Raw genomic sequence first — 26,449 nt, 5'->3', positions numbered from 1 at the left:
GTGCCAGCAGGCCCGGCTGTCGATTATTCGATGATTGAGGCGACGACGCCGGCGCCGACGGTGCGGCCACCTTCGCGGATCGCGAAGCGCAGACCGTCTTCCATGGCGATCGGCACGATCAGCTCAACGTCAACAGAGACGTTGTCGCCAGGCATCACCATTTCCGTGCCTTCCGGCAGAGAAACCACACCGGTCACGTCCGTCGTACGGAAGTAAAACTGCGGGCGGTAGTTGGTGAAGAACGGCGTGTGACGGCCACCCTCTTCCTTCGTCAGGATGTAGGCTTCTGCCTTGAACTTCGTGTGCGGGGTCACAGAACCCGGCTTACAAAGAACCTGGCCACGCTCAACATCTTCACGGCCAACGCCGCGGATCAGAGCACCGATGTTGTCGCCTGCTTCACCGCTGTCCAGCAGCTTGCGGAACATTTCAACGCCGGTAACCGTTGTCTTTTGGGTGTCTTTGATGCCGACGATCTCGACTTCTTCACCCACCTTGATGATGCCACGCTCAACACGGCCGGTCACAACAGTACCGCGGCCAGAGATCGAGAACACGTCTTCGATCGGCATCAGGAACGGCTGATCCTTCGGACGCTCAGGCGTCGGGATGTAGTCGTCAACAGCTGCCATCAGCTCACGGATTGCGTCACGGCCAATGGCTGCATCGCGGTCTTCAACAGCTGCCAGAGCAGAACCCTTGACGATCGGAATGTCGTCGCCCGGGAACTCATAGGAAGACAGCAGTTCACGGATTTCCATTTCGACGAGCTCGAGAAGCTCTTCGTCGTCGACCTGGTCAACCTTGTTCATGAACACGACAAGTGCCGGAACGCCAACCTGACGCGCAAGCAGGATGTGCTCACGGGTCTGCGGCATCGGGCCGTCCGCTGCAGAACAAACAAGGATCGCGCCGTCCATCTGGGCAGCACCGGTGATCATGTTCTTCACGTAGTCGGCGTGGCCCGGGCAATCAACGTGAGCGTAGTGACGGTTTTCCGTCTCATACTCAACGTGCGCCGTGGAGATGGTGATGCCGCGTGCCTTTTCTTCAGGCGCGCCGTCAATCTCGTCATATGCTTTTGCAGTCGCACCGCCAGCTTCGGCCAGCGTCATGGTGATTGCAGCGGTCAGCGTCGTCTTGCCGTGGTCAACGTGGCCAATCGTGCCAATGTTGACGTGCGGCTTGTTGCGCTCAAACTTTTCCTTCGCCATCGGAGTACTCCGTTTCTCTAATTCTTAATTAATTCAAGAGGTTGGGGTCAGGCGTATTTCGCCTGAACCTCTTCGGCGACAGCCTGCGGCACCTGCTCGTAGTGATCGAACACCATCGAGTATTGAGCGCGGCCTTGAGACATGGAACGCAGGTTGTTCACATAACCAAACATGTTGGCCAGCGGCACCATTGCGGTGATGACAGTCACAATGCCCCGGTTCTCCGTACCCGCGATCTGGCCGCGGCGGGAGTTCAGGTCACCAATCACGTCACCCATGTAATCTTCAGGGGTAACAACCTCAACCTTCATGACCGGCTCAAGGAGCTTAGGTCCGGCCTTGGCAATACCTTCGCGGAAACCGGCACGGCCGGCGATCTCGAACGCAAGGACCGAGGAGTCAACATCGTGGTAGGCACCATCGGTGAGAGTTGCCTTGATGTCGAGCATCGGGAAGCCGGCCAGCGGACCAGACGACATGACGCTTTCGATACCCTTGCTAACGCCCGGAATGTATTCTTTCGGAACGTTACCGCCGACAATCTTGCTTTCGAAGACGAAGCCTTCGTTCGGCTCTGCCGGTTCGATCGTGAGCTTGATGCGAGCGAACTGACCGGAACCACCAGACTGCTTCTTGTGGGTGTAGTCCACGTCTGCTGTTTTGGTAATGGTTTCGCGGTAGGCAACCTGCGGCGCACCAATGTTCGCCTCAACCTTGAACTCGCGCTTCATGCGGTCAACAAGGATGTCGAGGTGCAATTCGCCCATACCAGCAATGATGGTCTGACCGGACTCTTCGTCGGTCTTAACCCGGAAGGACGGATCCTCAGCAGCCAGACGGTTCAGGGCGAGACCCATCTTCTCCTGGTCGCCTTTGGTCTTCGGCTCAACCGCGATCTCGATAACCGGCTCAGGGAATTCCATCCGCTCCAGGATGACCGGCTTCAGCGGATCGCAGAGCGTGTCACCTGTTGTGGTATCCTTGAGACCTGCGATCGCAACAATGTCGCCAGCATATGCGACGTCGATGTCTTCACGCGAGTTGGAGTGCATCTGCATCATGCGACCGACGCGCTCTTTCTTATCCTTCACGGTGTTGAGCAAGGAAACACCCTTGTTCAATACGCCAGAATAGATACGGCAGAACGTCAAAGAACCAACGAACGGATCGTTCGCGATCTTGAATGCCAGAATGCTGAGCGGCTCTTCATCAGAAGATTTCCGTACCGCTTCGCCTTCGGTCTTCGGATCGATACCCTTAATGGCCGGAACTTCGACCGGGCTCGGCAGGTAATCAACCACTGCATCAAGAAGCGGCTGTACGCCTTTGTTTTTGAATGCAGAACCGCAGAATACCGGAACGAAGTCACCGTTGATGGTGCCCTTGCGGATCAGCTGCTGGATCTTTTCGAAGGACGGCTCTTCGCCTTCAAGATAAGCTTCCATAGCTTCTTCATCGATCTCGACAGCAGTCTCGATCAGGGCATCACGCATTTCCTGCGCACGGTCGGCAAGTTCAGCCGGGATGTCGACAACATCCCAAGCAGCACCGAGGTTCTCGGACTGCCAGATCAGCGCCTTCATTTTCAGCAGATCAACAACACCGGCAAATTCGCTTTCCGCACCGATGTTCAACTGCATGACCAGCGGAGTTGCACCAAGACGGGACTTGATCATCTCGCAGCAGCGATCGAAATCGGCGCCGAGCTTGTCCATCTTGTTGACGAAAATCATCCGCGGGACGTTGTACTTGTCGGCCTGACGCCAAACAGTTTCGGTCTGCGGCTCAACACCAGCGTTTGCGTCCAGAAGAGCAACCGCACCGTCAAGAACACGCAGGGAGCGCTCAACTTCAATGGTGAAGTCAACGTGGCCCGGGGTGTCGATGATGTTCAGGCGCTTTTCATTCCAGAACGCGGTTGTTGCAGCAGAGGTGATCGTGATGCCACGCTCCTGCTCCTGCTCCATCCAGTCCATGGTGGCGGCACCGTCATGAACTTCGCCGATTTTGTGGCTCTTACCAGTGTAGTAGAGGATCCGCTCGGTGGTGGTCGTCTTACCAGCATCGATGTGCGCCATGATGCCGAAGTTACGGTAGTCCTCGATTTTATGCGTGCGCGACATAGCGTCAGCCCTTCAAAGTCGAAATTACCAGCGATAGTGCGAGAATGCGCGGTTGGCGTCTGCCATCCGGTGCGTGTCTTCGCGCTTCTTAACTGCGGTACCACGGTTGTTTGCTGCATCGAGCAATTCGCCAGACAGACGATCAACCATTGTGGTTTCGTTGCGGTTGCGCGCAGCTGCGATCAACCAGCGGATTGCAAGCGCCTGACGGCGTTCGCTACGAACCTCAACCGGAACCTGGTAGGTCGCACCACCAACACGGCGGGAACGAACTTCCACTTGCGGCATAACGTTCTCAAGAGCAGCGTGGAACACTTCGATCGGGTTCTCGCGGGTCTTGTTCTCGACCACGTCGAAAGCACCGTAAACGATGCGCTCTGCAGTGGACTTCTTGCCGTCGTACATGATGGAATTCATGAACTTTGTGACGACCATATCCCCGAACTTCGGATCCGGGTTGATTTCGCGTTTTTCGGCGCGGTGACGACGGGACATCTAATGTGCTCCTTACTTCGGCCGCTTCGCGCCGTATTTCGAACGACGCTGCTTACGATCTTTGACGCCTTGGGTATCCAGAACACCACGAATGATGTGGTAGCGGACACCCGGCAAGTCTTTCACACGGCCGCCACGGATCATCACAACCGAGTGCTCTTGAAGGTTGTGGCCTTCACCCGGGATGTAACCGATGACTTCGAAGCCGTTGGTCAGACGGATTTTCGCCACTTTACGCAGAGCCGAGTTCGGCTTCTTCGGAGTGGTTGTGTATACGCGGGTGCAAACACCACGCTTCTGCGGGCAGGCCTCCATGGCCGGCACTTTGTTCCGCTTCGGCGGATCTTTCCGCGGCTTGCGGATCAACTGGTTGATGGTCGGCATTCTGTGCCCTTTACCTTGTCCATCCAAAATCTTTTGTGCAACTGCAGTCCCCCGCTGACGCCGCATGTGTTCAAACATGCAGAATCGCGCCCGCGCGCTCCATTTGGAGCGGCCGGCGCTGCGAAAAACCAGAGGACCACGAGTTGCCTCGCGGTCATGCAATCGACGCGTATTCGCCTATGTGACCCGGCAGCGTTTAAGAGGACTGTGTCCTGCGCTTTCGTGAAGCGCTGGAGGGTTCGCTCTTACCGCCTGCCCTTGGGATGCGCGGAAACTACTCAGATGCACCCTTTGCGTCAAGTGATTTGTTGGAAATTCCGCATTTCCGCAAAACCGCAGAAATCCGCGTCATTTTTCTCCAGCAGACAGCGCCCGATTGTAAGATTGTTTCGTCAACCAAGCTTCTGTTGTTCGTTTGTGATTTTGCAGGTGGATCGGCCGATTCCAAGCAGTGAATCAATGGTTAAGCCAGTGATTCAAATCATGCCAATCCTGCAGGTTTCATCAAACAAACAGGGCCGGCATGGACAGCCGGCTACTGATTCCAACAGTAGCATGGCAGCTATGCAGCAAACATGGCCCCAATATCACTCTGCCGGTGCTGCGTAGGCGCCGGAAGAGTATGTGAGCTCATAACTGTGGCTGTAGACTTCGAAAACATTGCCGAACGGATCTTCGACATAGACCATCCGATACGGTTTCTCACCAGGATAATATTCCCGGATCGGCATACGTTGTTTACCGCCCGCAGCAACAATCTTCTCCACCAAACCCTCAACGTCGGGATCCTGAATACAGAAGTGAAATGTTCCATGCCTGCGGAAGTCAAGATTGTCCTCCGGCGGATGGTTCCCTTCAAACTCGAACAGCTCGATGCCAATTCTGTCTGAAGTGGCCAAATGGGCAATCCTGAGTTTGGTCCAGCCTGGTTCGAAGACATCTGTACACATGCGTCCGATTTCACTGTCGTCCTCGACCACCTCAGTGCTGGGCATGATGATGTAAAATCCCAGAACCTCGGAATAGAATTTGACTGCGGCATCGACATCCGGGACCGACAAACCGATGTGGGAAAATGAACGGGGGGTGATTTTCATGGTGTCTCTCCTTGTTGGATTACAAAGATAGGCCCCATCGGATATTTTGAATAATTATCATATATGATATTTGGAATTACTTTTTGTTATTCTCGAGGATATCGTGCTGAACTCGAACTGGCTGACGACATTCACTGTTCTTTGCGGAACTCAAAGCTTTACGAAAACAGCTCAACGTTTGAACATGACCCAGCCCGGTGTCTCACAGCATTTGAAAAAGCTGGAGGAGCAAATCGGACAGGATCTTGTTGTTCGTTCGGGCAGAATTTTCACGCTTACCCCCGCGGGAACAGCCGTTTTGGAGTACGGCAAAAGATGGTGGACACAAGAACAGGCTCTGCTCAATAACTTGAACCACGATGATCCCGGCACCGGGACGAGCACAATGGCATGTTCGGGTAGTTTCGCCCTCCTTCTTTACCCGCGTCTTTTAGCCTTGATGGGCAACCACTCCTCCCTTGCGCTTCACCTCCATTCAATGCCGCAGAACAAAATAATTGAAGGGCTCCTCGACAACACCATTGATCTCGGCATCGTGAGCGAAAAGCCCACACACACCCGTTTGGACGTTGAGCATCTTGGGCGCGAAGAGTTGTGCCTTCTCCTTCCCGCTGATTTCGGAGGTATGCGTCCGGAATTTGATGCTTTGCAGGAGTTGGGCTTTATTGGGCATCCGGATGGTTATGGCTATGCGGACCGCTTACTCAGCCTGAACTATCCCAACGACTATGCGGGGATCGAGAATCTGAGATTGCGCGGAAGCGTCAATCAAATCGGCCAGATCCCGATGCCGATGACATCAGGTGTCGGATATACCGTTTTGCCGCGCAGCGGGATCGATGCATTTTCCTGCCGCGATAAAGTCGCCGTCGCTGAACTTGAAAAACCACTGTTTCAAGACCTTTGGATGTGCACCCTTCGGAACAGGCCATGGCCAGCACGTCAACATCCGATCGCCGCAGCTTTTAGAGACACCGCCCTCCAGCTAGAAAAAGCGGACTAGCAGACAACATGACTCCTGGAAACACAAAGACCCGGGCAGCGGTTTCCTGCGCCCGGGTCTTTTGCCACTCCCCCCGCTCTGCTTATGCAGCCGCGACAGAATCGAGGAAGGTGTCGACCTCACCGCGAAGTTTCTCGGCATAGTCGGCGACTTCATCAGCGCCGCGCAAAACGACGAGCGATCCGTCGTCGGTTTCCCGGGCAGAGGTCACAACCATTTCCATTTCGGATTTGGCCGATTTTGTCTGTTCAACGGCCTGCACCACACTTTGAGCAATCGACTCTGTTGCAGACTCTTGCTGAGAGATAGAGGCAGCAATCGCGGTAGTGAAATTGCGGACTTCCTCGACACGAGATGTGATCTCGTCAATCGCGGCCACCGCTTCATTGGTGGAGCCCTGGATGTCGGCAATCTGGTTGCTGATTTCTTCCGTGGCTTTTGCGGTCTGTGTTGCGAGCTCTTTCACCTCAGCAGCGACAACGGCAAACCCCTTGCCCGCCTCCCCGGCCCGCGCAGCCTCAATGGTTGCGTTCAAGGCCAAAAGATTGGTTTGCTCGGCGATCGCCTGAATAAGTGTGACCACCTCACCGATCTTGATCGCGGCATTGGACAGGCTGGTGACCCGCTGGCTGGATTTGTTCGCAGCTTCCGTCGCCCCTTGGACGCCCTCCGTGGTTTTGGACACCTGCGAGTTGATTTCCCGGATTGCGAAAGTGAGCTCCTGGGCCGCGGCGGCTGTTGTCTCAATGCTGCCGTTGGCCGATTCCGCTGATCCGCTAGCTCCAGCTGCCCGCTCTGAAGATGCGCTTGCAAGACCGGACAATTCGGTCGCCGTTGTCTTCACAGTACCGATCCGGTCACCAACCGCGGTAAGCAAATGGGAGACATTTTCGCGAAACCGGGACACAAGACTTTCCACCAGATGCTGGCGGCGGGTCTGAGCATCTGCCGTTTCAGCAGCTTCCCGGGCGAGCCGCTGTTGTTCAAAAATCCGATCCCGGAAAGCAGCGATCGACCGCGCCACTGTCCCGATCTCGTCCTTGCGATCCGCATCAGTGAACTGGATCTCGGTGTCACCGGCTGCAAGCGCTTCAGCTTCTTGGACCGTCCGCGCCAGTGGCTTTGTAATCGACTGGATCAGGAAGTGGGAAGCGATAGCCAGAAGCAGAACCAACCCAAGGGCGATCCCGGCAAGCCAAACAAGGTTCTTTTGAAATGCCGCTTCAATGTCATCCACGTAGGCGCCGGTCCCGATCACCCACTCCCAAGGCTGGTACATCGTCACATATGCCGTCTTGCCTGCCGGATCGTCGGAATTCGGCCTGCGCCAAACGTAATCATGAAAACCACTGCCCTGGCTCTGCACGATGTCATAGAAAGTCGGCAAACTGGACGACCCGAAGTCACGAACGAGGTCCTGGGAGGTCATGCCCTCCAGATCCGGCCGTGCGGGGTGCATGATCAGCGCGTCGCCGCGCAGGTTGATAAAGAGATAATTGCCATTGTCATAGCGCATGCCTCGTATCGCCTCCTTGGCGAACTTTTGCGCCTGCTCTTCAGTGAACTCTCCGGCTATGCTTCGCTTATGGTAACTCTCAATCGTGCTCGTGGCCGCATTGACAAGATGGGTCAGGCCAATCCGCCGCTCCGCATACGAGCGGTCGCGATCCTGGTAAGCCGCTGCGCCAAGGATCGCAATCAAGCAAAGAACCACCAACCCCATGAGCATGCCCAATCGCATGCCAACTGAAATTCTCGAAAACATGTATAACCTCCGATTTGCAATTCAGGGTTTAGTGTTTTCCAGTTACGTAAACGAAAGGTGGATGTTTTTCGTAAGACAACTCAGAATATAAATAAAATACGCCTCCGCTTTTGACAGCAGAGGCAAAACATAATCACAGATGACAATACTATTTAATTGTCCTAACGAAACTACCTACAACATGTCTTAGTCGGCAAGCGTGACAATTGCCACGTTGCCCGACAGAGCATCATGATAGGCGCCTTCATAGATAGGCTCATCCGGTTCACCGTCGATGACACCGATTTGATCCAGTTCCGCTTCCGTGAAGCCTTGCGACGACAGAGCTTCCAAGGTCTTGCGCACGGCATCGTCATCATCTGGTGCTGTCAAAAGAGCATGGATCGTGATCGCTGCATCCGGAGATGTATTTTCATCCTGCCAGACACGGCCGATGACGATGTAGACCACGGGGTCCAGTTCCAGGTCATTGTCATTCATGAGGGCAACCCTCCTTAACTCGTTCGATACGAGAAAGGCCGCCCGGAGGCGGCCTTTCATGATTTGACTGTTGCCGAAGCTTATTCCGCAGCGCCGGTCATGTCTTCCAGAAGGCCTTCTGCGGCACTTTCCGAAGACTGAGCCCGCTGCGCTTCCTGGATCAGGTCGTCGCGATGGGATGCAATCTTGCGGATCCGCTTCATCACCCCGCCTGTACCGGCCGGGATCAAACGGCCAACAATAACGTTCTCTTTGAGGCCGACCAGCGGGTCGGTCTTGCCGTTGACCGCCGCGTCGGTAAGAACGCGGGTCGTCTCCTGGAAGGAGGCGGCGGAGAAGAACGAGCGTGTCTGCAACGACGCCTTGGTGATCCCGAGCAGAACCGGTGTGCCTTTCGCCGGATCCTTCGCATTGTCGATGGCCCGTTGATTGGCCTCTTCAAAGTCGATCCGGTCGATCTGCTCACCTGAGAAGAATTCGGTCTCACCCGGATCGGTGATCTCGACCTTCTGCAGCATCTGACGGACAATCACCTCAATGTGCTTGTCGTTAATCACAACGCCCTGCAGACGATAGACTTCCTGGATCTCGTTGACGAGGTAGGCAGCGAGCGCCTCAACGCCTTTAACGGCCAGAATGTCGTGTGGTGCCGGGTTACCGTCGAGAATGTACTCACCCTTTTCAATGGCATCGCCTTCCTGAAGGTGGAAGTGCTTGCCCTTCGGGATGAGGTATTCGACGGGCTCGGCGCCCTCCTCTGCCGGATCGATGATGACACGGCGCTTGTTCTTGTAGTCGCGGCCAAAGCGGATCGTACCATCGATTTCTGCGATGATCGCGTGATCCTTCGGACGGCGAGCCTCGAACAGTTCCGCAACGCGCGGCAGACCACCGGTGATGTCCTTGGTCTTGGCGCTTTCCAGCGGAATACGTGCAAGCACGTCACCGGCCTTGACCGATGCACCCGGCTGAACCGAGAGAACCGCGTCCACGGACAGCATCAAGCGGGCATCGGATCCACGCTGGTTTTTGGCAACGGAACCTTTGGCGTCCTTGATGACAACCGCCGGCTTGAGATCCGCGCCACGCTGCGAAGAGCGCCAGTCGATGACGACACGCTTGGTGATACCGGTCGCCTCGTCGGCGGTCTCCTGAACAGATGCCCCGTCAACCAGGTCCTCAAAGTCCACAACACCATCAACTTCAGCAAGCATCGGACGGGTGTACGGATCCCACTCGGCAATCCGCTGACCGCGTTTGACCGCGTCACCTTCATCGACATGCAGCTTGGAACCGTAGGCAACACGATGCACGGCACGCTCATTGCCGTCGCTGTCGATGACAACGATGGACATGTTGCGGACCATGGCAATCAGATTGCCTTCCGAGTCGCGCTGTACAGAGCGGTTCCGGATCTTGACCGTACCGTCGACGTTGGACTCGATGAACGATGAATCGACAACCTGCGCCGTACCACCAATGTGGAACGTCCGCATGGTCAGCTGGGTGCCCGGCTCACCGATCGACTGCGCGGCGATAACGCCAACAGCTTCACCCATGTTCACCGGAGTACCACGTGCAAGGTCACGGCCGTAGCAGGTTGCGCAAACACCGGTTTCCGTTTCACAGGTCAGAACCGAGCGGATCTTGATCTGCTGAACTTTCGCCGCTTCGATCGCATCAACGTCCTTCTCGTCGATGAGACGTCCTTTCGGAACGATCACTTCGCCGGTGGCGTTATTGATGACGTCTTCCGCCGTTGTCCGACCGAGAACACGCATGCCGAGGGAGGCAATGACGTTACCGGCGTCAACAATCGGCGCCACGGTGATGCCGCGCTCAGAGCCACAATCCGGTTCAAGGATAATGGAATCCTGCGCAACGTCCACGAGACGGCGGGTCAGGTAACCGGAGTTCGCAGTCTTCAACGCCGTATCGGCAAGACCCTTACGGGCACCGTGGGTGGAGTTGAAGTACTCGAGAACCGAGAGACCTTCTTTAAAGTTCGAGATGATCGGGTTCTCGATGATGGACCCGTCCGGCTTGGCCATAAGACCACGCATACCGGCCAGCTGCTTCATCTGCTGAGGCGAACCACGCGCACCGGAGTGGGACATCATGTAAACCGAGTTCATCGGCTTCTGGCGTCCGGTTTCCTCATCGATCTGGACCGCCTTAATGCGGGCCATCATCTCGTCAGCGATCTTGTCGGTACATTTCGCCCAAGCGTCGACAACCTTGTTGTACTTCTCGCCCTGGGTGATGAGACCGTCATTGTACTGCTGTTCGTATTCGGTCGCGAGTGCCGCGGTTTCCCCGACAAGCTTCTGCTTGGTGTCCGGGATGACCATGTCGTCCATGCCGAAGGAGATGCCGGCGTTACAGGCATTCTTGAAGCCGAGCTGCATGATCCGGTCACAGAAGATAACCGTCTCCTTCTGACCGCAGGCACGGTAAACCGTGTCGATCATCTTGGAGATGTCCTTCTTGGTCATCAGCTTGTTGGCAACGTCGAACGGCACTTCGTGATGCTTCGGCAGTAGTTCTGCAATCAGCATCCGGCCCGGTGTTGTCTCGAAGATGTCGGAGGTCGGGTTGCCTTCGGCATCCACCGAACGGAAACGGCCCTTGATCTTCGTGTGCAGCGTGATGACCTTGTTGGCCAGCGCATGGTGGATCTCGCCGATATCGGAGAAAGCCATGCCCTCGCCCGGCTCTTTCTCTGCCATGATCGACAGATAGTAGAGACCGAGAACGATATCCTGCGACGGCACGATGATCGGGCCACCGTTTGCCGGGTGCAGAATGTTGTTCGTGGACATCATCAGCGTCCGCGCTTCCAGCTGTGCTTCGAGCGACAGCGGAACGTGAACAGCCATCTGGTCACCGTCGAAGTCAGCGTTGAACGCGGAACAAACGAGTGGGTGCAGCTGGATCGCCTTGCCTTCGATCAGGGTCGGTTCGAACGCCTGAATGCCAAGACGGTGAAGCGTTGGCGCACGGTTCAGGAGAACCGGGTGCTCGCGGATCACCTCATCCAGGATATCCCAGACTTCCGGACGCTCTTTTTCAACGAGCTTCTTCGCCTGTTTGACAGTTGAAGAGAAACCCTTGGCGTCGAGGCGCGAATAGATGAACGGCTTGAACAGCTCAAGCGCCATTTTCTTCGGTAGACCACACTGGTGCAGCTTGAGTTCCGGACCCACGGTGATCACCGAACGGCCGGAATAGTCAACGCGCTTCCCGAGAAGGTTCTGACGGAAGCGGCCCTGCTTGCCTTTCAGCATGTCGGACAGAGACTTCAGCGGACGCTTGTTGGCACCAGTGATGACCCGGCCGCGGCGGCCGTTGTCGAACAGGGCGTCAACAGACTCCTGAAGCATGCGCTTCTCGTTCCGGATGATGATGTCCGGAGCACGCAGTTCCATCAGGCGGCGCAGACGATTGTTCCGGTTGATCACGCGGCGGTACAGATCATTGAGATCCGAGGTTGCAAACCGGCCGCCATCGAGCGGAACCAGCGGACGCAGATCCGGCGGAATGACCGGAACAACGGTCATGATCATCCACTCCGGACGGTTGCCGGATTCCATGAAGGCTTCAATGACCTTCAGGCGCTTGGCCAGTTTCTTCGGCTTCAGCTCGGTTGTTGCTTCAGCAATTTCCTGGCGGAGCTTTTCAGACTCACGCTCAAGATCCATCGACATCAGGATCTCGCGGATCGCTTCTGCACCGATCATCGCGGTGAAGGCGTCTTCGCCGTACTCGTCCTGAGCAGCAACGTAGTCTTCTTCAGACAGAAGCTGGTGCTGCTTGAGCGGGGTCAGACCCGGCTCCAGAACGACGTAGTTTTCGAAGTACAGAACGCGTTCCAGATCCTTCAGCGTCATGTCGAGCAGCAAACCAATGCGGCTCGGCAGGGACTTCAGGAACCAGATGTGTGCCACCGGAGCTGCAAGCTCAATGTGGCCCATACGTTCACGGCGTACACGGGAAAGCGTGACTTCAACGCCACACTTTTCGCAGATAACGCCTTTGTATTTCATGCGCTTGTATTTGCCGCAAAGACATTCGTAGTCCTTGATCGGGCCAAAAATGCGCGCGCAGAAAAGACCATCACGCTCCGGCTTGAAAGTCCGGTAGTTGATGGTTTCCGGCTTTTTGATCTCACCGAATGACCAGGACAAGATTTTCTCCGGGCTGGCCAGAGAGATCTTGATATTGTCGAAGGTCTGTGCGGGAGCCTGCTGGTTGAACAGGTTCATGACCTCATGATTCATGATCCATCTCCTTCGATGCTCGGCCGGGAGGTAAGTGCTCCTTACCTCCCCCAAACCGGCATTTCAGTCTAAAGGGGTCCGTTGGCGGGGTTATTCTGCAGCGTCTGCAGTTTCTTCCTCGCCAATCATGGGTGCGTCAGTCCGTTGAAGTTCAACGTTGAGACCCAGGGACCGCATTTCCTTCACAAGCACGTTGAAGCTTTCCGGAATACCCGCCTCGAAGGTGTCGTCACCGCGAACGATGGCCTCATAGACCTTCGTACGGCCGGCAACGTCATCAGACTTGACCGTCAGCATTTCCTGCAGCGTGTAAGCTGCACCGTAAGCTTCAAGAGCCCAGACCTCCATTTCCCCGAAGCGCTGGCCACCGAATTGCGCCTTACCACCAAGCGGCTGCTGGGTGACGAGCGAGTACGGGCCAATCGAGCGGGCGTGGATCTTGTCGTCGACCAAGTGGTGAAGCTTGAGCATATAGATGTAGCCCACGGTCACCTTGCGGTCGAACTCTTCACCGGTCCGGCCGTCAAACAAAGTCGACTGACCGCTGGTGTCGAAGTCCGCGATCTTCAGCGCATCAACAACATCAGGCTCGCGGGCACCGTCGAAGACCGGCGTCGCAATGGACACGCCCTTCTTCAGCTGCTCGGCCAGTTTCACGACACCTTCGTCATCAAACTCCTTGACCGCATCACCCTTCATGTTGTCGCCGTAGATCTCGATGACCTTGCCACGAAGCTTTTCGATCTCACCGGTCTTGCGGTACTCATCGTACATTTCGCCGATGCGCAAGCCCATGCCGCGGCAGGCCCAACCCATATGGGTTTCAAGGATCTGGCCAACGTTCATGCGCGACGGAACGCCGAGCGGATTGAGAACGATGTCGACGTGCGTGCCATCTTCCAGGAACGGCATGTCTTCACACGGGTTGATCTTGGAGACCACGCCCTTGTTACCGTGACGGCCGGCCATCTTGTCGCCCGGCTGAAGCTTGCGCTTCACGGCAACGAAGACCTTGACCATCTTCATGACGCCTGGCGGCAGTTCATCACCGCGCTGCAGCTTCTCGACCTTGTCGATGAACCGCTGCTCGAGACGCTTCCGGCTGTCGTCGTACTGACCGCGCAGAGCTTCAATCTCGGACATGAACTTCTCGTCGTCGGTGGCAAACTGCCACCACTGCGAGCGCGGGAAGTCGTTGAGAACGTCCCCGGTCAGCACAGTGTCCTTCTTGAAGCCCTTCGGACCAGCAACTGCGGTCTTGTCCATCAGCATCTCGGCCAGACGGCCATAGACGTTGCGGTCAAGGATTGCCTGCTCGTCGTCACGGTCTTTTGCAAGACGTTCGATTTCTTCACGCTCGATCGCCATCGCACGCTCGTCTTTTTCAACGCCGTGGCGGTTGAAAACACGAACTTCAACGACGGTGCCGGAAACACCCGGCGGCAAGCGCAGGGACGTGTCACGGACGTCAGAGGCTTTTTCGCCGAAGATCGCGCGCAGAAGTTTTTCTTCCGGCGTCATCGGGCTTTCGCCCTTCGGTGTGATCTTGCCGACGAGGATGTCGCCCGGATGAAGCTCGGCACCGATGTAAACGATACCTGCCTCGTCGAGATTCTTCAGCGCTTCTTCAGAAACGTTCGGAATATCACGGGTGATCTCTTCCGGACCAAGCTTGGTATCACGGGCCATCACCTCAAACTCTTCAAGGTGGATGGAGGTGAAGACATCGTCAGACACGATGCGCTCGGACAGAAGGATGGAGTCCTCGAAGTTATAGCCGTTCCAAGGCATGAACGCGACGAGCACGTTCCGGCCGAGTGCCAGATCACCGAGATCGGTGGACGGACCGTCGGCGATGATATCGCCTTTGTGGACGCGATCACCCACCCGCACCAGCGGACGCTGGTTGATACAGGTGTTCTGGTTGGAACGCTGGTACTTCTGAAGGCGGTAGATGTCGACACCTGACCGTCCCGGATCCAGCTCTTCAGTTGCCCGGATAACGATACGCGTCGCATCTACCTGGTCAACAACACCCGCCCGGCGGGCACCGATCGCCGCACCGGAATCCCGAGCCACGACAGACTCCATGCCGGTACCAACGAACGGTGCCTCGGCACGTACCAGCGGCACGGCCTGACGCATCATGTTCGAGCCCATGAGTGCGCGGTTCGCGTCATCGTTTTCCAGGAACGGAATAAGCGATGCCGCAACCGACACGAGCTGCTTCGGCGAAACATCCATGAGGTCGACCTTGTCGGACGGAACCATCATGTTTTCGCCAGCATGGCGGCAGGTGATCAGCTCTGTTGTGAACCGGCCTTCGTCATCATATTCGGCGTTGGACTGCGCAACATAGTGTTTCGCTTCTTCCATGGCCGAAAGATAAACGACTTCGTTGGTGACAACGCCGTCTTTCACCTTGCGGTACGGGCTCTCAATGAAGCCGTACTTGTTCACACGGGCGAACGTTGCGAGAGAGTTGATCAGACCGATGTTCGGACCTTCCGGGGTCTCAATCGGGCAGATACGGCCGTAGTGTGTCGGGTGAACGTCGCGGACTTCGAAGCCTGCACGCTCACGGGTCAAGCCGCCCGGTCCAAGAGCCGAGAGGCGGCGCTTGTGAGTGACTTCCGACAACGGGTTGGTCTGGTCCATGAACTGCGACAGCTGCGAGGAGCCGAAGAATTCACGAACGGCAGCTGCAGCCGGTTTCGCGTTGATCAGATCCTGCGGCATGACAGTGTCGATCTCGACAGAGCTCATCCGCTCCTTGATCGCACGTTCCATACGCAGAAGACCGACGCGGTACTGGTTTTCCATCAACTCGCCAACAGAGCGAACACGGCGGTTGCCCAAGTTATCGATGTCGTCGATGTCGCCTTTGCCGTCGCGCAGCTCCAGAAGAACCCGGATAACTTCCAGGATGTCTTCCTTGCGCAGGACGCGCACGGTGTCTTCCGCGTCGACGTCTAGACGCATGTTCATCTTCACACGGCCAACCGCGGACAGATCATAGCGTTCATCGTCAAAGAAGAGCGACTGGAACATCGCTTCGGCCGTGTCGATGGTGGGCGGTTCACCCGGACGCATCACACGGTAGATGTCGAACAGCGCGTCTTCGCGGGACTCGTTCTTGTCGACATTCAGCGTGTTGCGGATGTACGGGCCGGTATTGACATGATCGATGTCAAGAATGGTCAGGTCGTGGTAACCGCGGTCAACCAGCTCTTCCAGCAGTTTACCGGTGATTTCTTCACCTGCCTCTGCGTAGATTTCACCGGTCTTCATGTCGACGATGTCCTCTGCCAGATATTGGCCATGGAGGTCTTCGTCGGTCACTTTAAGTGCGGTGACGCCCTTTTCCGCCAGTTGCTTGATCGTGCGGGCAGTGATCTTGCGGCCGCCTTCCACAACGACATCGCCGCTGTCGGCATCGATCAGGTCATAAGAGGCTTTTGTGCCCTTCAGACGCTCGCCGTCAAACGGCATACGCCAGGAAGCGTCTTTCTGACGGGTGTACTCAACCTGTTTGTAGAACGTGTTGAGAATTTCCTCACCGTCCAGGCCAAGTGCCATCAACAGCGACGTCACCGGGATTTTCCGGCGGCGGTCGATGCGCGCATGGACGATGTCCTTGGCGTCGAACTCGATGTCAAGCCAAGAGCCGCGGTACGGGATCACGCGTGCGGCAAACAACAGTTTACCGGAAGAATGGGTCTTGCCCTTGTCGTGATCAAAGAACACGCCCGGAGAGCGGTGCATCTGGGACACGATCACGCGTTCGGTGCCGTTCACAATGAACGTACCGTTGTCTGTCATGAACGGCATGTCGCCCATGTAGACATCTTGTTCCTTGATGTCTTTGACGGACTTTGCGCCGGTATCTTCGTCAACGTCGAACACGATGAGGCGCAGGGTAACCTTCAGCGGAGCTGCATAGGTCATGTCGCGCTGGCGGCACTCATCTACGTCGTATTTTGGAGCTTCAAATTCGTAGGAAACAAATTCCAGAAGGGAAGTGCCCGCAAAATCGGAGATTGGAAATACGGACTGGAAGACCGCTTCAAGGCCTTCATCTTTGCGGCCGCCACCCGGCATCTCATCGACCTGAAGGAATTGGTCGTAAGAGGCTTTCTGCACCTCGATGAGATTGGGCATCGCCGCGACATCGCGGATAGATCCGAAGTATTTGCGGACCTTTTTGCGACCGTTGAACGTTTGGGTCATTGTCGCTCCTCGTATCGGCCGGAAAACGGCTTCCCGAAACGCCCCTTGTCCAATCGGGCCTCTGCCCGGGCGCTTCGGAAAACCGTCCACCAAACAAGATCAACCTTCTGTGCACATGAGAAGAATTGATCGGACTTTGGATCCAGGGACCTTGCCTGCGTACTCATCAGGCAAAACAGGCCCCTAGTGGGACGTTTGCCCCGGAAACGGGTCAGACCCGCCGGGGCGAAAAGCGGCCCCGGGCAACCCCGGGACCGTATAAGGCGTTTCCGCCTTAATTACTTCAGCTCGACAGAAGCACCAGCTTCTTCCAGCTTCTTCTTCAGCTCTTCAGCTTCGTCCTTGGCAACGCCTTCCTTGACAGCTTTCGGAGCGCCTTCGACGAGCTCTTTAGCTTCTTTCAGGCCAAGACCGGTGATTGCGCGGACTTCTTTGATGACGTTGATTTTCTTGTCACCAGCAGAAGCCAGGATGACGTCGAATTCTGTCTTCTCTTCAGCAGCAGCACCTGCATCGCCACCACCAGCAGCAGCAGCAACTGCAACCGGAGCAGCAGCAGAAACGCCCCACTTCTCTTCCAGAAGCTTGGACAGTTCAGCAGCTTCCATAACGGTCAGTGCGGACAGTTCTTCTACGAGCTTTTCAAGATCAGCCATTTTTCATTACCTTCAGTTCGAACCAGTATCTGGGTTCATTAGACAGTGTTTGGGGGCGCCTTATGCGGCCTCGTCCTTCTTGGCGTACGCGCCGAAGACGCGGGCGAGCTGCCCGGCCGGTGCGTTGACAACCTGTGCGATGCGCGATGCCGGGGTCTGGATCATGCCAACCAGCTTTGCACGCAGCTCGTCGAGCGACGGCATTGTTGCCAGAGACTTGACCCCTTCCGGGTTCAGGTTTGTCGTTCCAAGAGCACCACCAAGGATTTCCAACTGAGCGTTGGCCTTAGCGAATTCGACAGCTGCTTTCGGTGCTGCAACCGGGTCGTCGGAATAGACGAGTACGGTCGGGCCCTGGAGCAGGTCGGAGATGTGCTCAAGGTCAGTGCCTTTGAGGGCGAGTTTCACAAGGCGGTTTTTTGCGACTTTTACAGAACCGCCGGCTTCACGTACGGACGACCGAAGGGCCGTCATCTGTGCAACCGAAAGACCTGCATAGTGCGCGACGACAACGACGCCGGTGTCAGCCAGCTCGGCGTTGAAGGATGTCACGAACTCTTGCTTTTCCGCTCTTTCCACTTGCCTTCTCCATTTGATGGCGAAAATCGCCACCGGTTTACCTTGCCGCCTGTGCGGTGGTCCCGAACCCGGAACCGCCTGCAAAGACGACGCTCAGGGTCCTGTCCCCTCACCTGCACTCAAAAAGTGTCGGCAAGGTCTGGTTCGAACCGGTTGCCCGCTTGTCGCGGAGAATTCGGTTCTCACCCATCTATGCAGGCCTGTTACGGCTTAAGCCGGTTTCCCGGCACCTGCAGTCTCGGACAGGGCAATCCGGCGGCGAACCGCCGGATCTATTCAGCCCGAAGGCTGAAATTCTTGGTCAATCCGGTATGACCGGATTATTCGCCAGCAACGCTCGCGAGGTCGACTTTAACGCCCGGGCCCATCGTGGAGGACACGGCGACACGCTTCATGTAGGTGCCTTTTGCGCCAGTCGGCTTAGCTTTTTGAACAGCGTCGAGCAGAGCCTTGATGTTCTCAGAGATCTTGTCTTCAGAGAACGACACTTTGCCAACACCAGCGTGGACGATACCGGCTTTTTCAACGCGGAACTGAACAGCGCCGCCTTTTGCATCGTTCACAGCCTTGGTGACGTCCGGGGTCACGGTGCCGACTTTCGGGTTCGGCATCATGCCGCGTGGGCCGAGGACCTTACCGAGACGACCGACCAGCGGCATCATGTCCGGAGTTGCAATGACGGTATCGAAATCGATCTTGCCGCCCTGAACTTCCTGAACCAGCTCTTCTGCGCCAACGATGTCTGCACCAGCAGCTTTTGCTTCTTCAGCCTTGTCGCCGCGTGCAAACACTGCAACCTTGACGCTCTTACCGGTGCCGTTCGGCAGAACGCACACACCACGAACCATCTGGTCAGCGTGGCGCGGGTCAACGCCGAGGTTGATCGCAACTTCGACAGTTTCGTCGAACTTGGTCTTCGAGCGACCCTTAACGAGGCTGATGGCTTCGTTCAGGGAGTATAGCTTGTTCCGGTCGATGCCTTCACGTGCTGCAGAAATACGTTTTCCAACCTTCGCCATGATCTTACTCCGTTACCTCAAGGCCCATGGAGCGGGCGGAGCCTTCAACCATCAGCATTGCTGCGTCGATGTCGTTGGCGTTCAGGTCCTTCATTTTCGCTTCCGCGATTTCCTTGACCTGCGCCTTGGATACGGAACCAACCGTACCGCGGCCCGGGGTCTGGGAACCCTTCTGCAGCTTCGCAGCTTTCTTCAAGAAGAAGGAAACCGGAGCCGTCTTCACTTCGAAGGTGAAGGACTTGTCGGTGTAGTATGTGATCACAGTCGGGCACGGAGCACCCTTTTCAACATCCTGGGTCTGCGCGTTGAACGCCTTACAGAATTCCATGATGTTCAGACCACGCTGACCAAGTGCCGGCCCGATGGGCGGGGACGGGGTCGCAGAGCCTGCCGGCACCTGAAGCTTCAGGAAGCCTTCAATCTTCTTCGCCATAGTTTTCTCCAATCATGCATGGCCAAACGGCAATTTGACCATCTGGGAGTTGGTGGTGTGGCCCGTTAAAGCACCCGGCGAAGAGTGCATGAACCTGCCACCGACTTAATTCCGGACAATTCACGTCCGGCACTCACGCCGCCCCGCGGGGCGGCAAACAGTCAGAGCTTGTCGACCTGACCGAATTCCAATTCAACTGGCGTTGCCCGACCAAAGATGGACACAGCAACCTTGAGGCGCGCCCGCTCATCGTCGACTTCTTCGACAAGACCAGAGAAAGACGCAAACGGACCATCAGAAACACGAACCTGCTCGCCAACTTCAAAGCTGACGGACGGCTTCGGCCGGTCAACGCCCTCTTGAACCTGATTGATAATCCGCAAAGCTTCTTTTTCCGGGATCGGCATCGGCTTTTGATCCGCACCCAAAAAGCCAGTTACCTTTGGCGTGTCCTTGATGAGGTGAAACGCCTCATTGGTCATATCCATTTTCACAAGGACATAACCTGGGAAGAATTTGCGCTCAGCGTCGACCTTCCGGCCGCGGCGCACCTCCACCACCTTTTCCATAGGAACCAGAATTTCCTCGAACAGATCGGACAACCCTTTCTGCTCGGCCTTTTCGCGAATGGACTCGGCGACCTTTTTCTCGAAATTCGAATAGGCGTGCACAATGTACCAGCGCTTGGCCATAGATCTCAGTTCCGTTTGTTGTTCTTGTCTTTAGACAGACCAGCGGCTGATTAACCGCCAACCCCGAGAATGTAACCGATGCCAAGGCTCATCAGCTGATCCGCAACGAGAAAGAAAATCGATGCGATCATCACCATGATGAACACCATAACGGTGGTCACAGCTGTTTCCTTGCGCGTCGGCCACGTCACCTTGGACGTTTCGGAGCGCACTTCTTGGATGAATTTAAAGGGATTGGTCTTCGCCATTCCGATTCCGGTCCGTTAAATACGAGTGGGCGCGCAGAAAACTCTGCGCGCCTCACTCGAGGAAACTCTTTAAGCCCTCGAGGCCAATTAATCAAGAGCAAAAGTGGCAGGGGCAGCAGGGTTCGAACCCGCGACCTACGGTTTTGGAGACCGTCGCTCTACCAGCTGAGCTATACCCCTTCAGATGGTCCTATCTAGGGACCAGCTCCTGATACGCTTCAAACACATGGTAATCAAGTGATTTGAAGACAAGACTGCCGGGCCGAAGCCCGGCAATCAAAAACTCATCTTATTCGATGATTGAGGCGACGACGCCGGCGCCGACGGTGCGGCCACCTTCGCGGATCGCGAAGCGCAGACCGTCTTCCATGGCGATCGGCACGATCAGCTCAACGTCAACAGAGACGTTGTCGCCAGGCATCACCATTTCCGTGCCTTCCGGCAGAGAAACCACACCGGTCACGTCCGTCGTACGGAAGTAAAACTGCGGGCGGTAGTTGGTGAAGAACGGCGTGTGACGGCCACCCTCTTCCTTCGTCAGGATGTAGGCTTCTGCCTTGAACTTCGTGTGCGGGGTCACAGAACCCGGCTTACAAAGAACCTGGCCACGCTCAACATCTTCACGGCCAACGCCGCGGATCAGAGCACCGATGTTGTCGCCTGCTTCACCGCTGTCCAGCAGCTTGCGGAACATTTCAACGCCGGTAACCGTTGTCTTTTGGGTGTCTTTGATGCCGACGATCTCGACTTCTTCACCCACCTTGATGATGCCACGCTCAACACGGCCGGTCACAACAGTACCGCGGCCAGAGATCGAGAACACGTCTTCGATCGGCATCAGGAACGGCTGATCCTTCGGACGCTCAGGCGTCGGGATGTAGTCGTCAACAGCTGCCATCAGCTCACGGATTGCGTCACGGCCAATGGCTGCATCGCGGTCTTCAACAGCTGCCAGAGCAGAACCCTTGACGATCGGAATGTCGTCGCCCGGGAACTCATAGGAAGACAGCAGTTCACGGATTTCCATTTCGACGAGCTCGAGAAGCTCTTCGTCGTCGACCTGGTCAACCTTGTTCATGAACACGACAAGTGCCGGAACGCCAACCTGACGCGCAAGCAGGATGTGCTCACGGGTCTGCGGCATCGGGCCGTCCGCTGCAGAACAAACAAGGATCGCGCCGTCCATCTGGGCAGCACCGGTGATCATGTTCTTCACGTAGTCGGCGTGGCCCGGGCAATCAACGTGAGCGTAGTGACGGTTTTCCGTCTCATACTCAACGTGCGCCGTGGAGATGGTGATGCCGCGTGCCTTTTCTTCAGGCGCGCCGTCAATCTCGTCATATGCTTTTGCAGTCGCACCGCCAGCTTCGGCCAGCGTCATGGTGATTGCAGCGGTCAGCGTCGTCTTGCCGTGGTCAACGTGGCCAATCGTGCCAATGTTGACGTGCGGCTTGTTGCGCTCAAACTTTTCCTTCGCCATCGGCGTCGCTCTCTGTCCAGTACTCGGTTCAGTCGATAAGGCTCGCGCGGGGCGCTGATTGACGCCTTGAACAGAGCCCAAGCGGCAAACAACTTCCCATAAGAACTTTTCAGGATTTCCGGGCGAAAGAGCCTTCCGTTCCGGACACTCCGATCAGGCCCATGATGGAGCGGGTGAAGGGAATCGAACCCTCGTCGTCAGCTTGGAAGGCTGCTGCTCTACCATTGAGCTACACCCGCACAACGAGGAAACGAGACGATGGTGGAGGAGGTTGGATTCGAACCAACGTAGGCATAGCCAACGGATTTACAGTCCGTCCCCTTTAGCCACTCGGGCACTCCTCCATCTCGTCTTGCTTCACGCCGAAGCGATCAGGATGGCTTAACCGAAGAGCCCGCCCGGAAGGGGCGAGCAATCCCGTGGCGCGTGTTATGCAGATGCGGACCTGACCTGTCAACGCCGATTTTGAAAAGAAACGAACAAAATCAACCCGGGACCGAAAACCTTGGACCCAAGCGCGCCATAACCGCTTGCCATTCTTGGATCATTATGACCTCAAACAGAGCAAAACCTCCAAGGATTTCGCCGCTTTTTCGTGATCTCAGTTACAACAAGCCCCTACCCTGTGGACAACTTTGTCCGGCCAATTCGGCTCTTCATTCTTCGCAGCGCCGTTCATTCCCTGACATATTCGACCGGCGGCATGAGAACGCCGTTTCGGATTCTATGAAATTGGAGGCAAACGGATGCTGAAGGTGTGGGGCCGCAAAACATCGTCCAATGTTCAAGCACTCATTTGGTGCATCGGAGAGCTCGGCGTGGAGTATGACAGAGCCGACATCGGGCACAGGTTCGGGGGAACCGATACTGAAGACTTCAAGCGGCTAAATCCAAACCAGACGATCCCCGTTCTTCAAGACGCAGTCGGCCCACCAATCTGGGAGACCGGAGCCATCATGAGATATCTGGCCGACAAATACGGACCCGATAGCTTTTGGCCGAAGCCACCGCAAGAGCGCGCCCGGGTCGACATGTGGGCGGAGTGGTCCAAGATCAACATCGCAATGGCGTTTACGGCTCCGGTTTTCTGGCGGGTGGTCCGCACACCTCCGGATGCCCAGGACTGGAACCAGATCCGAAAGGCAATAGCGGCTCTTGAAACCAAACTCGCAATCGCAGAGCTGCAGCTGACGAACCATGCCTATCTTGCTGGTCCTGACTTCACATTGGCGGACATCCAGTTCGGCCACATTCTTTACCGGTACTTCGACATTAATATCGACCGCGCGGATCTGCCCCGTTTGCACCGCTATTATCACCGGCTCACCGAACGCAGCGCTTTCCGCGAGCACGTCATGGTGTCGTACGAGGAACTGCGCTGCAGGTAACCCAATTTGGGGAGTTTCTCACAGAAAGCCACCCGGCGAGGCACGACAGGATCATTGCAGCAAGCGCCGTTATGTTGTAGCTACAACATATGAGCAACTCACTCGACGATATCGATTTTAATGAAATGGGCCGCCTGTGCCTTGGCCATTCGGTCCGCCGGACGGCCAATCTGCTGACCCGCCATTTCAACCGCTACCTCGCGCCTCTTGGCCTGGAGATCACGCAGGCGCAACTCATGGCGGTTATTGCCAGTGGGGATGCTCTCTCCTCCTCCGACATCGCCCGTTACCTTGGAATTGACCGCTCGACCCTTGCCCGCAACCTAAAGCCATTAGAGGCTGCCGGCTTGATTGAACGGCACAAGCCCGGCGGCCGAAAGGTAACACCACGTCTGACCCAAAGGGGCGCCACTCTGACCGCAGAAGTTCATGCTGCCTGGGAACAGGCCCAGCGCGACCTGACACACGAACTCGGCGCGGAAACGGCAGATGCTATTCGCGGTCATTTGTCGAGCCTGAGAAAAACCGTTCGTGCACTCGAAACCGTTGCCAAACAGCCTGCCGCGCCGCCCAACGGGGGGTCTTCCTAAATAACCGGATCCCCAAAAACCATTCTTTTTAAGGACAGTTTAATGACCACTGCGCAAACCGTAACGGAAAACGGCAAAACCTATCAGTTCGATGCTCTGCCCAAAGAACAGGTGGCAGGTATATCCGGAATGGATGTTTTCAGACTGATGCTCGATGGCCAACTGCCAGCTCCCCCGATCATGCTTCAATCCAATATCCGCTTGAAGGAATTTGATCACGGGCGTGCGGTCTTCGTCGGCCAGCCGGAAAAGCAATTCCTCAATCCGCTGGGTACGATTCATGGGGGTTGGATTTCAACGATTCTGGACAGCGCTCTCAGTTGCGCAGTTCACACCTGCCTGGAACCTGGCGAGTTCTACACAACCACATCCTTGACCGTGAATATGGTCCGCCCCCTCATGCCAGGCAGCGGGGAAGTCACGTGCGAAGGGCGCATTGTCCATCGTGGCTCCCGGCTGGCAACATCTGAAGGTGAGTTGAAAGATGCCCGCGGCAAGCTGATTGCCCATGCGACGGTCAGCTGCATGATCTTTCCCAATCCTGCAGCCTCTTCCCCTGCACGCTAATTGGAGCTAGAGCATGCGGAATGACCGACGATAAAAAACCTGCATGGAAAACTCAGCGCCACGGCTCCGGCAATGCCCAAGGCCGCTTTTCTAAATCCAAGGGTAAACCGGGACCACGGCGTCCCGGATTGTCTCCGGAAGGCCCCGTCTTGCTTTATGGCCTCCACACGGTGGAAGCAGCCTTTGCCAATAAGGATCGCAAGCGCCTGAAACTTTATGCAACGGAGAATGCAAAGAACCGCCTGCAAGAGCGGGGCGTTGTTATTGATGTTCCGGTTGAGGACAAGCGCCCCAAGGAACTGGACCGGATGGTCACCAAGGACGCCGTCCACCAAGGCATGATCCTGGAGGCTGATCCCCTACCCGCTTATGGCGCAGAACACTTAAAGGGCGCCCGGTTGATTCTGGCCCTGGATCAGGTCACCGATCCGCACAATGTTGGTGCGATCCTGCGCTCTGCCGTCGCCCTGAACGCCGACGCCGTTGTGACCACGGAACGCCACGCTCCGGAAGAGGGCCCTGTGCTGGCCAAATCCGCCTCCGGCGCACTCGACATGATCAAGCATGTTCGGGTGAAGAACATGGCCCGCTTCATAACAGAGATGAAGGAGCAAGGCTTTGGCTGCATCGCGCTCGACAGCGATGGCCCGGCGAGCCTTGAAGACACCGACTTCACCGAAAAGACCGTTCTGGTTCTCGGATCGGAAGGGAAAGGCGTGCGACAAGGCGTGCGGGAAGCTTGCGGTCTCCTGGCCAGGCTCGACATGCCCGGCGAAATCCGCTCGCTGAATGTGTCCAACGCTGCCGTACTCTCACTTTATGTCGCGCGCCAGAAAATGGGGCTTTAGGCACCACTCACCGTCTCAAAGCCTTCAAACTTTGGCGGGCCGGCATAAAGGTCCTTGTTACTGCCAGCGTTTTTATGCGCATCCCGGAATTGTTCCGATTTGGTCCAGGCGAGAAAGTCGTCTTTGCTGTTCCAGATCGTATGGGACGCATACAAGACGGTTTGACCGTCCTCGGCTTCCGGGCCTTTCAGCAAATGAAAGCTGTTAAAACCATCCAGCTCGTGAAGACGGGTCTCCCGGCCTTTCCATACAGCTTCAAAAGCCTCCTCCTGACCCTTTTTCACTGCAAACCGGTTCATCGCGAGATACATGGCGGCCTTCCTTTTTTGAAATTGCTCCGCCAATAATTATGAGTATTTCACTCATATTACCAGTGCTGATTTGCCAACATATTCAAATCTCTGAGGTGATAGGGCTTATGGAAAAAGGGCAGACGCATCCGCCTGCCCCGGTCATCACCTGAGATCAAACAAAAGCAAAATCATCTGCACCGAGAGGCGACAAAGCGACGTTTTCAAGGGTAATCGTATTGTTCGCATCGAAAGTGATTACGGTATCCGCACCGACTTGCGCGTTAGCAAAGGTGATCTAGTGGGCAACGGCGAAAAGGCCAAAATGTTTTCCACAAGGGCATCGGCTTTTCGCATGCAATATCGGCGACTTAGAAACAAATTCGCCGTGAAAATCAAAAAATGTATCGCCCCCTCTAGACATCCAACCGGTTTCTGGTAGAAGCCCTCTCCAGCGCCGGTATAGCTCAGTTGGTAGAGCACGTGATTTGTAATCTCGGGGTCGCGGGTTCGAATCCTGCTGCCGGCACCACTTCCCAAATTTATTGAGTTCTTTGCGGGTTCCCAGCAGCCGATGGTTCTGCTGGA

The 26,449-nt window shown here is 56.1% G+C and carries 22 protein-coding genes and 4 tRNA genes; 6 read left to right on the top strand and 20 right to left on the bottom strand.

Annotated elements, in window-relative coordinates:
• Nucleotides 1-23: 23 nt before the first annotated feature.
• The 5 genes from tuf (ACVDG4_RS00220) to ACVDG4_RS00200 form a co-directional block, all read right to left on the bottom strand.
• On the bottom strand, nucleotides 24-1,214 hold the full coding sequence (tuf, locus tag ACVDG4_RS00220) for an elongation factor Tu (protein WP_209178387.1): 1,191 nt from the start codon (nucleotides 1,212-1,214) through the stop codon (nucleotides 24-26).
• Nucleotides 1,215-1,261: 47 nt separating this feature from the next.
• Nucleotides 1,262-3,337 (bottom strand): elongation factor G, encoded by a 2,076-nt coding sequence (gene fusA, locus ACVDG4_RS00215; RefSeq protein WP_306150544.1) that lies wholly within the window; start codon nucleotides 3,335-3,337, stop codon nucleotides 1,262-1,264.
• Nucleotides 3,338-3,361: 24 nt separating this feature from the next.
• Nucleotides 3,362-3,832, bottom strand: a complete 471-nt coding sequence (gene rpsG, locus ACVDG4_RS00210; protein ID WP_133946854.1) for a 30S ribosomal protein S7 — start codon at nucleotides 3,830-3,832, stop codon at nucleotides 3,362-3,364.
• 12 nt (nucleotides 3,833-3,844) lie between these two features.
• Entirely contained in the window at nucleotides 3,845-4,216 is a 372-nt protein-coding gene (rpsL, locus tag ACVDG4_RS00205; protein WP_006936459.1) for a 30S ribosomal protein S12, read from the bottom strand.
• Between the two features lie 587 nt (nucleotides 4,217-4,803).
• On the bottom strand, nucleotides 4,804-5,313 hold the full coding sequence (locus tag ACVDG4_RS00200) for a lactoylglutathione lyase family protein (RefSeq protein ID WP_447233576.1): 510 nt from the start codon (nucleotides 5,311-5,313) through the stop codon (nucleotides 4,804-4,806).
• Nucleotides 5,314-5,416: 103 nt separating this feature from the next.
• On the opposite strand from ACVDG4_RS00200, the gene ACVDG4_RS00195 reads away from it, so the two are divergent.
• Nucleotides 5,417-6,316 carry a LysR family transcriptional regulator gene (locus tag ACVDG4_RS00195; RefSeq protein WP_447233575.1) on the top strand — a complete coding sequence of 300 codons (900 nt, stop codon included), beginning with the start codon at nucleotides 5,417-5,419 and terminating at the stop codon, nucleotides 6,314-6,316.
• Nucleotides 6,317-6,398: 82 nt separating this feature from the next.
• Here the strand turns inward: ACVDG4_RS00195 and ACVDG4_RS00190 are convergent, their stop codons facing one another.
• The 14 genes from ACVDG4_RS00190 to ACVDG4_RS00125 all read right to left on the bottom strand — a co-directional run bounded on the left by ACVDG4_RS00190 (nucleotide 6,399) and on the right by ACVDG4_RS00125 (nucleotide 22,522).
• Nucleotides 6,399-8,081: a methyl-accepting chemotaxis protein gene (locus ACVDG4_RS00190; RefSeq protein WP_447233574.1), complete on the bottom strand. Its 1,683-nt coding sequence runs from the start codon at nucleotides 8,079-8,081 to the stop codon at nucleotides 6,399-6,401.
• A gap of 186 nt (nucleotides 8,082-8,267) precedes the next feature.
• Entirely contained in the window at nucleotides 8,268-8,561 is a 294-nt protein-coding gene (locus tag ACVDG4_RS00185) for a transcriptional regulator (protein ID WP_209173845.1), read from the bottom strand.
• Nucleotides 8,562-8,641: 80 nt separating this feature from the next.
• Nucleotides 8,642-12,841, bottom strand: coding sequence for a DNA-directed RNA polymerase subunit beta' (gene rpoC / locus ACVDG4_RS00180; RefSeq protein ID WP_447233573.1), 4,200 nt, complete (start codon nucleotides 12,839-12,841; stop codon nucleotides 8,642-8,644).
• Nucleotides 12,842-12,931: 90 nt separating this feature from the next.
• Nucleotides 12,932-17,071: a DNA-directed RNA polymerase subunit beta gene (gene rpoB, locus ACVDG4_RS00175; protein ID WP_133946850.1), complete on the bottom strand. Its 4,140-nt coding sequence runs from the start codon at nucleotides 17,069-17,071 to the stop codon at nucleotides 12,932-12,934.
• 278 nt (nucleotides 17,072-17,349) lie between these two features.
• Complete coding sequence (gene rplL, locus ACVDG4_RS00170; protein ID WP_133946849.1) at nucleotides 17,350-17,727, bottom strand: 50S ribosomal protein L7/L12; 378 nt, start codon at nucleotides 17,725-17,727, stop codon at nucleotides 17,350-17,352.
• A gap of 60 nt (nucleotides 17,728-17,787) precedes the next feature.
• On the bottom strand, nucleotides 17,788-18,306 hold the full coding sequence (gene rplJ / locus ACVDG4_RS00165) for a 50S ribosomal protein L10 (protein WP_133946848.1): 519 nt from the start codon (nucleotides 18,304-18,306) through the stop codon (nucleotides 17,788-17,790).
• A gap of 320 nt (nucleotides 18,307-18,626) precedes the next feature.
• Nucleotides 18,627-19,325, bottom strand: a complete 699-nt coding sequence (rplA, locus tag ACVDG4_RS00160; protein ID WP_133946847.1) for a 50S ribosomal protein L1 — start codon at nucleotides 19,323-19,325, stop codon at nucleotides 18,627-18,629.
• A gap of 4 nt (nucleotides 19,326-19,329) precedes the next feature.
• On the bottom strand, nucleotides 19,330-19,758 hold the full coding sequence (gene rplK / locus ACVDG4_RS00155) for a 50S ribosomal protein L11 (RefSeq protein ID WP_133946846.1): 429 nt from the start codon (nucleotides 19,756-19,758) through the stop codon (nucleotides 19,330-19,332).
• Nucleotides 19,759-19,919: 161 nt separating this feature from the next.
• Nucleotides 19,920-20,450, bottom strand: a complete 531-nt coding sequence (gene nusG, locus ACVDG4_RS00150) for a transcription termination/antitermination protein NusG (protein ID WP_133946845.1) — start codon at nucleotides 20,448-20,450, stop codon at nucleotides 19,920-19,922.
• A 50-nt stretch (nucleotides 20,451-20,500) separates the two neighbouring features.
• Complete coding sequence (gene secE, locus ACVDG4_RS00145) at nucleotides 20,501-20,698, bottom strand: preprotein translocase subunit SecE (protein WP_040450750.1); 198 nt, start codon at nucleotides 20,696-20,698, stop codon at nucleotides 20,501-20,503.
• 104 nt (nucleotides 20,699-20,802) lie between these two features.
• Nucleotides 20,803-20,878 (bottom strand) — tRNA-Trp (locus tag ACVDG4_RS00140).
• 109 nt (nucleotides 20,879-20,987) lie between these two features.
• Nucleotides 20,988-22,178, bottom strand: coding sequence for an elongation factor Tu (gene tuf / locus ACVDG4_RS00135; RefSeq protein ID WP_209178387.1), 1,191 nt, complete (start codon nucleotides 22,176-22,178; stop codon nucleotides 20,988-20,990).
• 165 nt (nucleotides 22,179-22,343) lie between these two features.
• Nucleotides 22,344-22,417, bottom strand: a tRNA-Gly gene (locus ACVDG4_RS00130).
• 20 nt (nucleotides 22,418-22,437) lie between these two features.
• Nucleotides 22,438-22,522: transfer RNA gene (locus tag ACVDG4_RS00125), tRNA-Tyr, on the bottom strand.
• A 402-nt stretch (nucleotides 22,523-22,924) separates the two neighbouring features.
• Here ACVDG4_RS00125 and ACVDG4_RS00120 point away from each other — a divergent pair.
• The 4 genes from ACVDG4_RS00120 (at nucleotide 22,925) to ACVDG4_RS00105 (ending at nucleotide 25,571) form a co-directional block, all read left to right on the top strand.
• Entirely contained in the window at nucleotides 22,925-23,566 is a 642-nt protein-coding gene (locus ACVDG4_RS00120) for a glutathione S-transferase family protein (RefSeq protein ID WP_447233572.1), read from the top strand.
• Between the two features lie 89 nt (nucleotides 23,567-23,655).
• Nucleotides 23,656-24,156 (top strand): MarR family winged helix-turn-helix transcriptional regulator, encoded by a 501-nt coding sequence (locus tag ACVDG4_RS00115; RefSeq protein WP_447233571.1) that lies wholly within the window; start codon nucleotides 23,656-23,658, stop codon nucleotides 24,154-24,156.
• A 42-nt stretch (nucleotides 24,157-24,198) separates the two neighbouring features.
• A complete protein-coding gene (locus tag ACVDG4_RS00110) occupies nucleotides 24,199-24,723 on the top strand; it encodes a PaaI family thioesterase (RefSeq protein ID WP_447233570.1) in 525 nt (174 codons plus the stop codon).
• Between the two features lie 20 nt (nucleotides 24,724-24,743).
• Nucleotides 24,744-25,571 carry a TrmH family RNA methyltransferase gene (locus ACVDG4_RS00105; RefSeq protein WP_447233569.1) on the top strand — a complete coding sequence of 276 codons (828 nt, stop codon included), beginning with the start codon at nucleotides 24,744-24,746 and terminating at the stop codon, nucleotides 25,569-25,571.
• On the opposite strand, the gene hmuQ is transcribed toward ACVDG4_RS00105, so the two are convergent.
• Nucleotides 25,568-25,882 (bottom strand): heme-degrading protein HmuQ, encoded by a 315-nt coding sequence (hmuQ, locus tag ACVDG4_RS00100; protein ID WP_428524631.1) that lies wholly within the window; start codon nucleotides 25,880-25,882, stop codon nucleotides 25,568-25,570. The genes ACVDG4_RS00105 and hmuQ overlap by 4 nt on opposite strands.
• 435 nt (nucleotides 25,883-26,317) lie before the next feature.
• On the opposite strand from hmuQ, the gene ACVDG4_RS00095 reads away from it, so the two are divergent.
• Nucleotides 26,318-26,393 (top strand) — tRNA-Thr (locus ACVDG4_RS00095).
• Nucleotides 26,394-26,449: the final 56 nt, after the last annotated feature.

This window comes from Roseibium sp. MB-4, assembly GCF_053005265.1.
The sequence above is the reverse complement of the archived record's forward strand: the minus strand, read 5'-3'. Positions and strand labels throughout refer to the sequence as shown.

What these genes read in the sequence shown, in the direction of transcription:
- ACVDG4_RS00110 (WP_447233570.1), top strand. Translation starts at nt 24,199, where the DNA reads ATGACCACTGCGCAAACCGTAACGGAAAACGGCAAAACCTATCAGTTC.
- rplA (WP_133946847.1), bottom strand. Translation starts at nt 19,325, where the DNA reads ATGGCGAAGGTTGGAAAACGTATTTCTGCAGCACGTGAAGGCATCGAC.
- ACVDG4_RS00185 (WP_209173845.1), bottom strand. Translation starts at nt 8,561, where the DNA reads ATGAATGACAATGACCTGGAACTGGACCCCGTGGTCTACATCGTCATC.
- rpoC (WP_447233573.1), bottom strand. Translation starts at nt 12,841, where the DNA reads ATGAATCATGAGGTCATGAACCTGTTCAACCAGCAGGCTCCCGCACAG.
- rplK (WP_133946846.1), bottom strand. Translation starts at nt 19,758, where the DNA reads ATGGCGAAGAAGATTGAAGGCTTCCTGAAGCTTCAGGTGCCGGCAGGC.
- tuf (WP_209178387.1), bottom strand. Translation starts at nt 22,178, where the DNA reads ATGGCGAAGGAAAAGTTTGAGCGCAACAAGCCGCACGTCAACATTGGC.
- fusA (WP_306150544.1), bottom strand. Translation starts at nt 3,337, where the DNA reads ATGTCGCGCACGCATAAAATCGAGGACTACCGTAACTTCGGCATCATG.
- ACVDG4_RS00105 (WP_447233569.1), top strand. Translation starts at nt 24,744, where the DNA reads ATGACCGACGATAAAAAACCTGCATGGAAAACTCAGCGCCACGGCTCC.
- tuf (WP_209178387.1), bottom strand. Translation starts at nt 1,214, where the DNA reads ATGGCGAAGGAAAAGTTTGAGCGCAACAAGCCGCACGTCAACATTGGC.
- rpoB (WP_133946850.1), bottom strand. Translation starts at nt 17,071, where the DNA reads ATGACCCAAACGTTCAACGGTCGCAAAAAGGTCCGCAAATACTTCGGA.
- rplL (WP_133946849.1), bottom strand. Translation starts at nt 17,727, where the DNA reads ATGGCTGATCTTGAAAAGCTCGTAGAAGAACTGTCCGCACTGACCGTT.
- ACVDG4_RS00200 (WP_447233576.1), bottom strand. Translation starts at nt 5,313, where the DNA reads ATGAAAATCACCCCCCGTTCATTTTCCCACATCGGTTTGTCGGTCCCG.
- ACVDG4_RS00190 (WP_447233574.1), bottom strand. Translation starts at nt 8,081, where the DNA reads ATGTTTTCGAGAATTTCAGTTGGCATGCGATTGGGCATGCTCATGGGG.
- nusG (WP_133946845.1), bottom strand. Translation starts at nt 20,450, where the DNA reads ATGGCCAAGCGCTGGTACATTGTGCACGCCTATTCGAATTTCGAGAAA.
- secE (WP_040450750.1), bottom strand. Translation starts at nt 20,698, where the DNA reads ATGGCGAAGACCAATCCCTTTAAATTCATCCAAGAAGTGCGCTCCGAA.
- ACVDG4_RS00115 (WP_447233571.1), top strand. Translation starts at nt 23,656, where the DNA reads ATGAGCAACTCACTCGACGATATCGATTTTAATGAAATGGGCCGCCTG.
- ACVDG4_RS00120 (WP_447233572.1), top strand. Translation starts at nt 22,925, where the DNA reads ATGCTGAAGGTGTGGGGCCGCAAAACATCGTCCAATGTTCAAGCACTC.
- rpsL (WP_006936459.1), bottom strand. Translation starts at nt 4,216, where the DNA reads ATGCCGACCATCAACCAGTTGATCCGCAAGCCGCGGAAAGATCCGCCG.
- hmuQ (WP_428524631.1), bottom strand. Translation starts at nt 25,882, where the DNA reads ATGTATCTCGCGATGAACCGGTTTGCAGTGAAAAAGGGTCAGGAGGAG.
- rpsG (WP_133946854.1), bottom strand. Translation starts at nt 3,832, where the DNA reads ATGTCCCGTCGTCACCGCGCCGAAAAACGCGAAATCAACCCGGATCCG.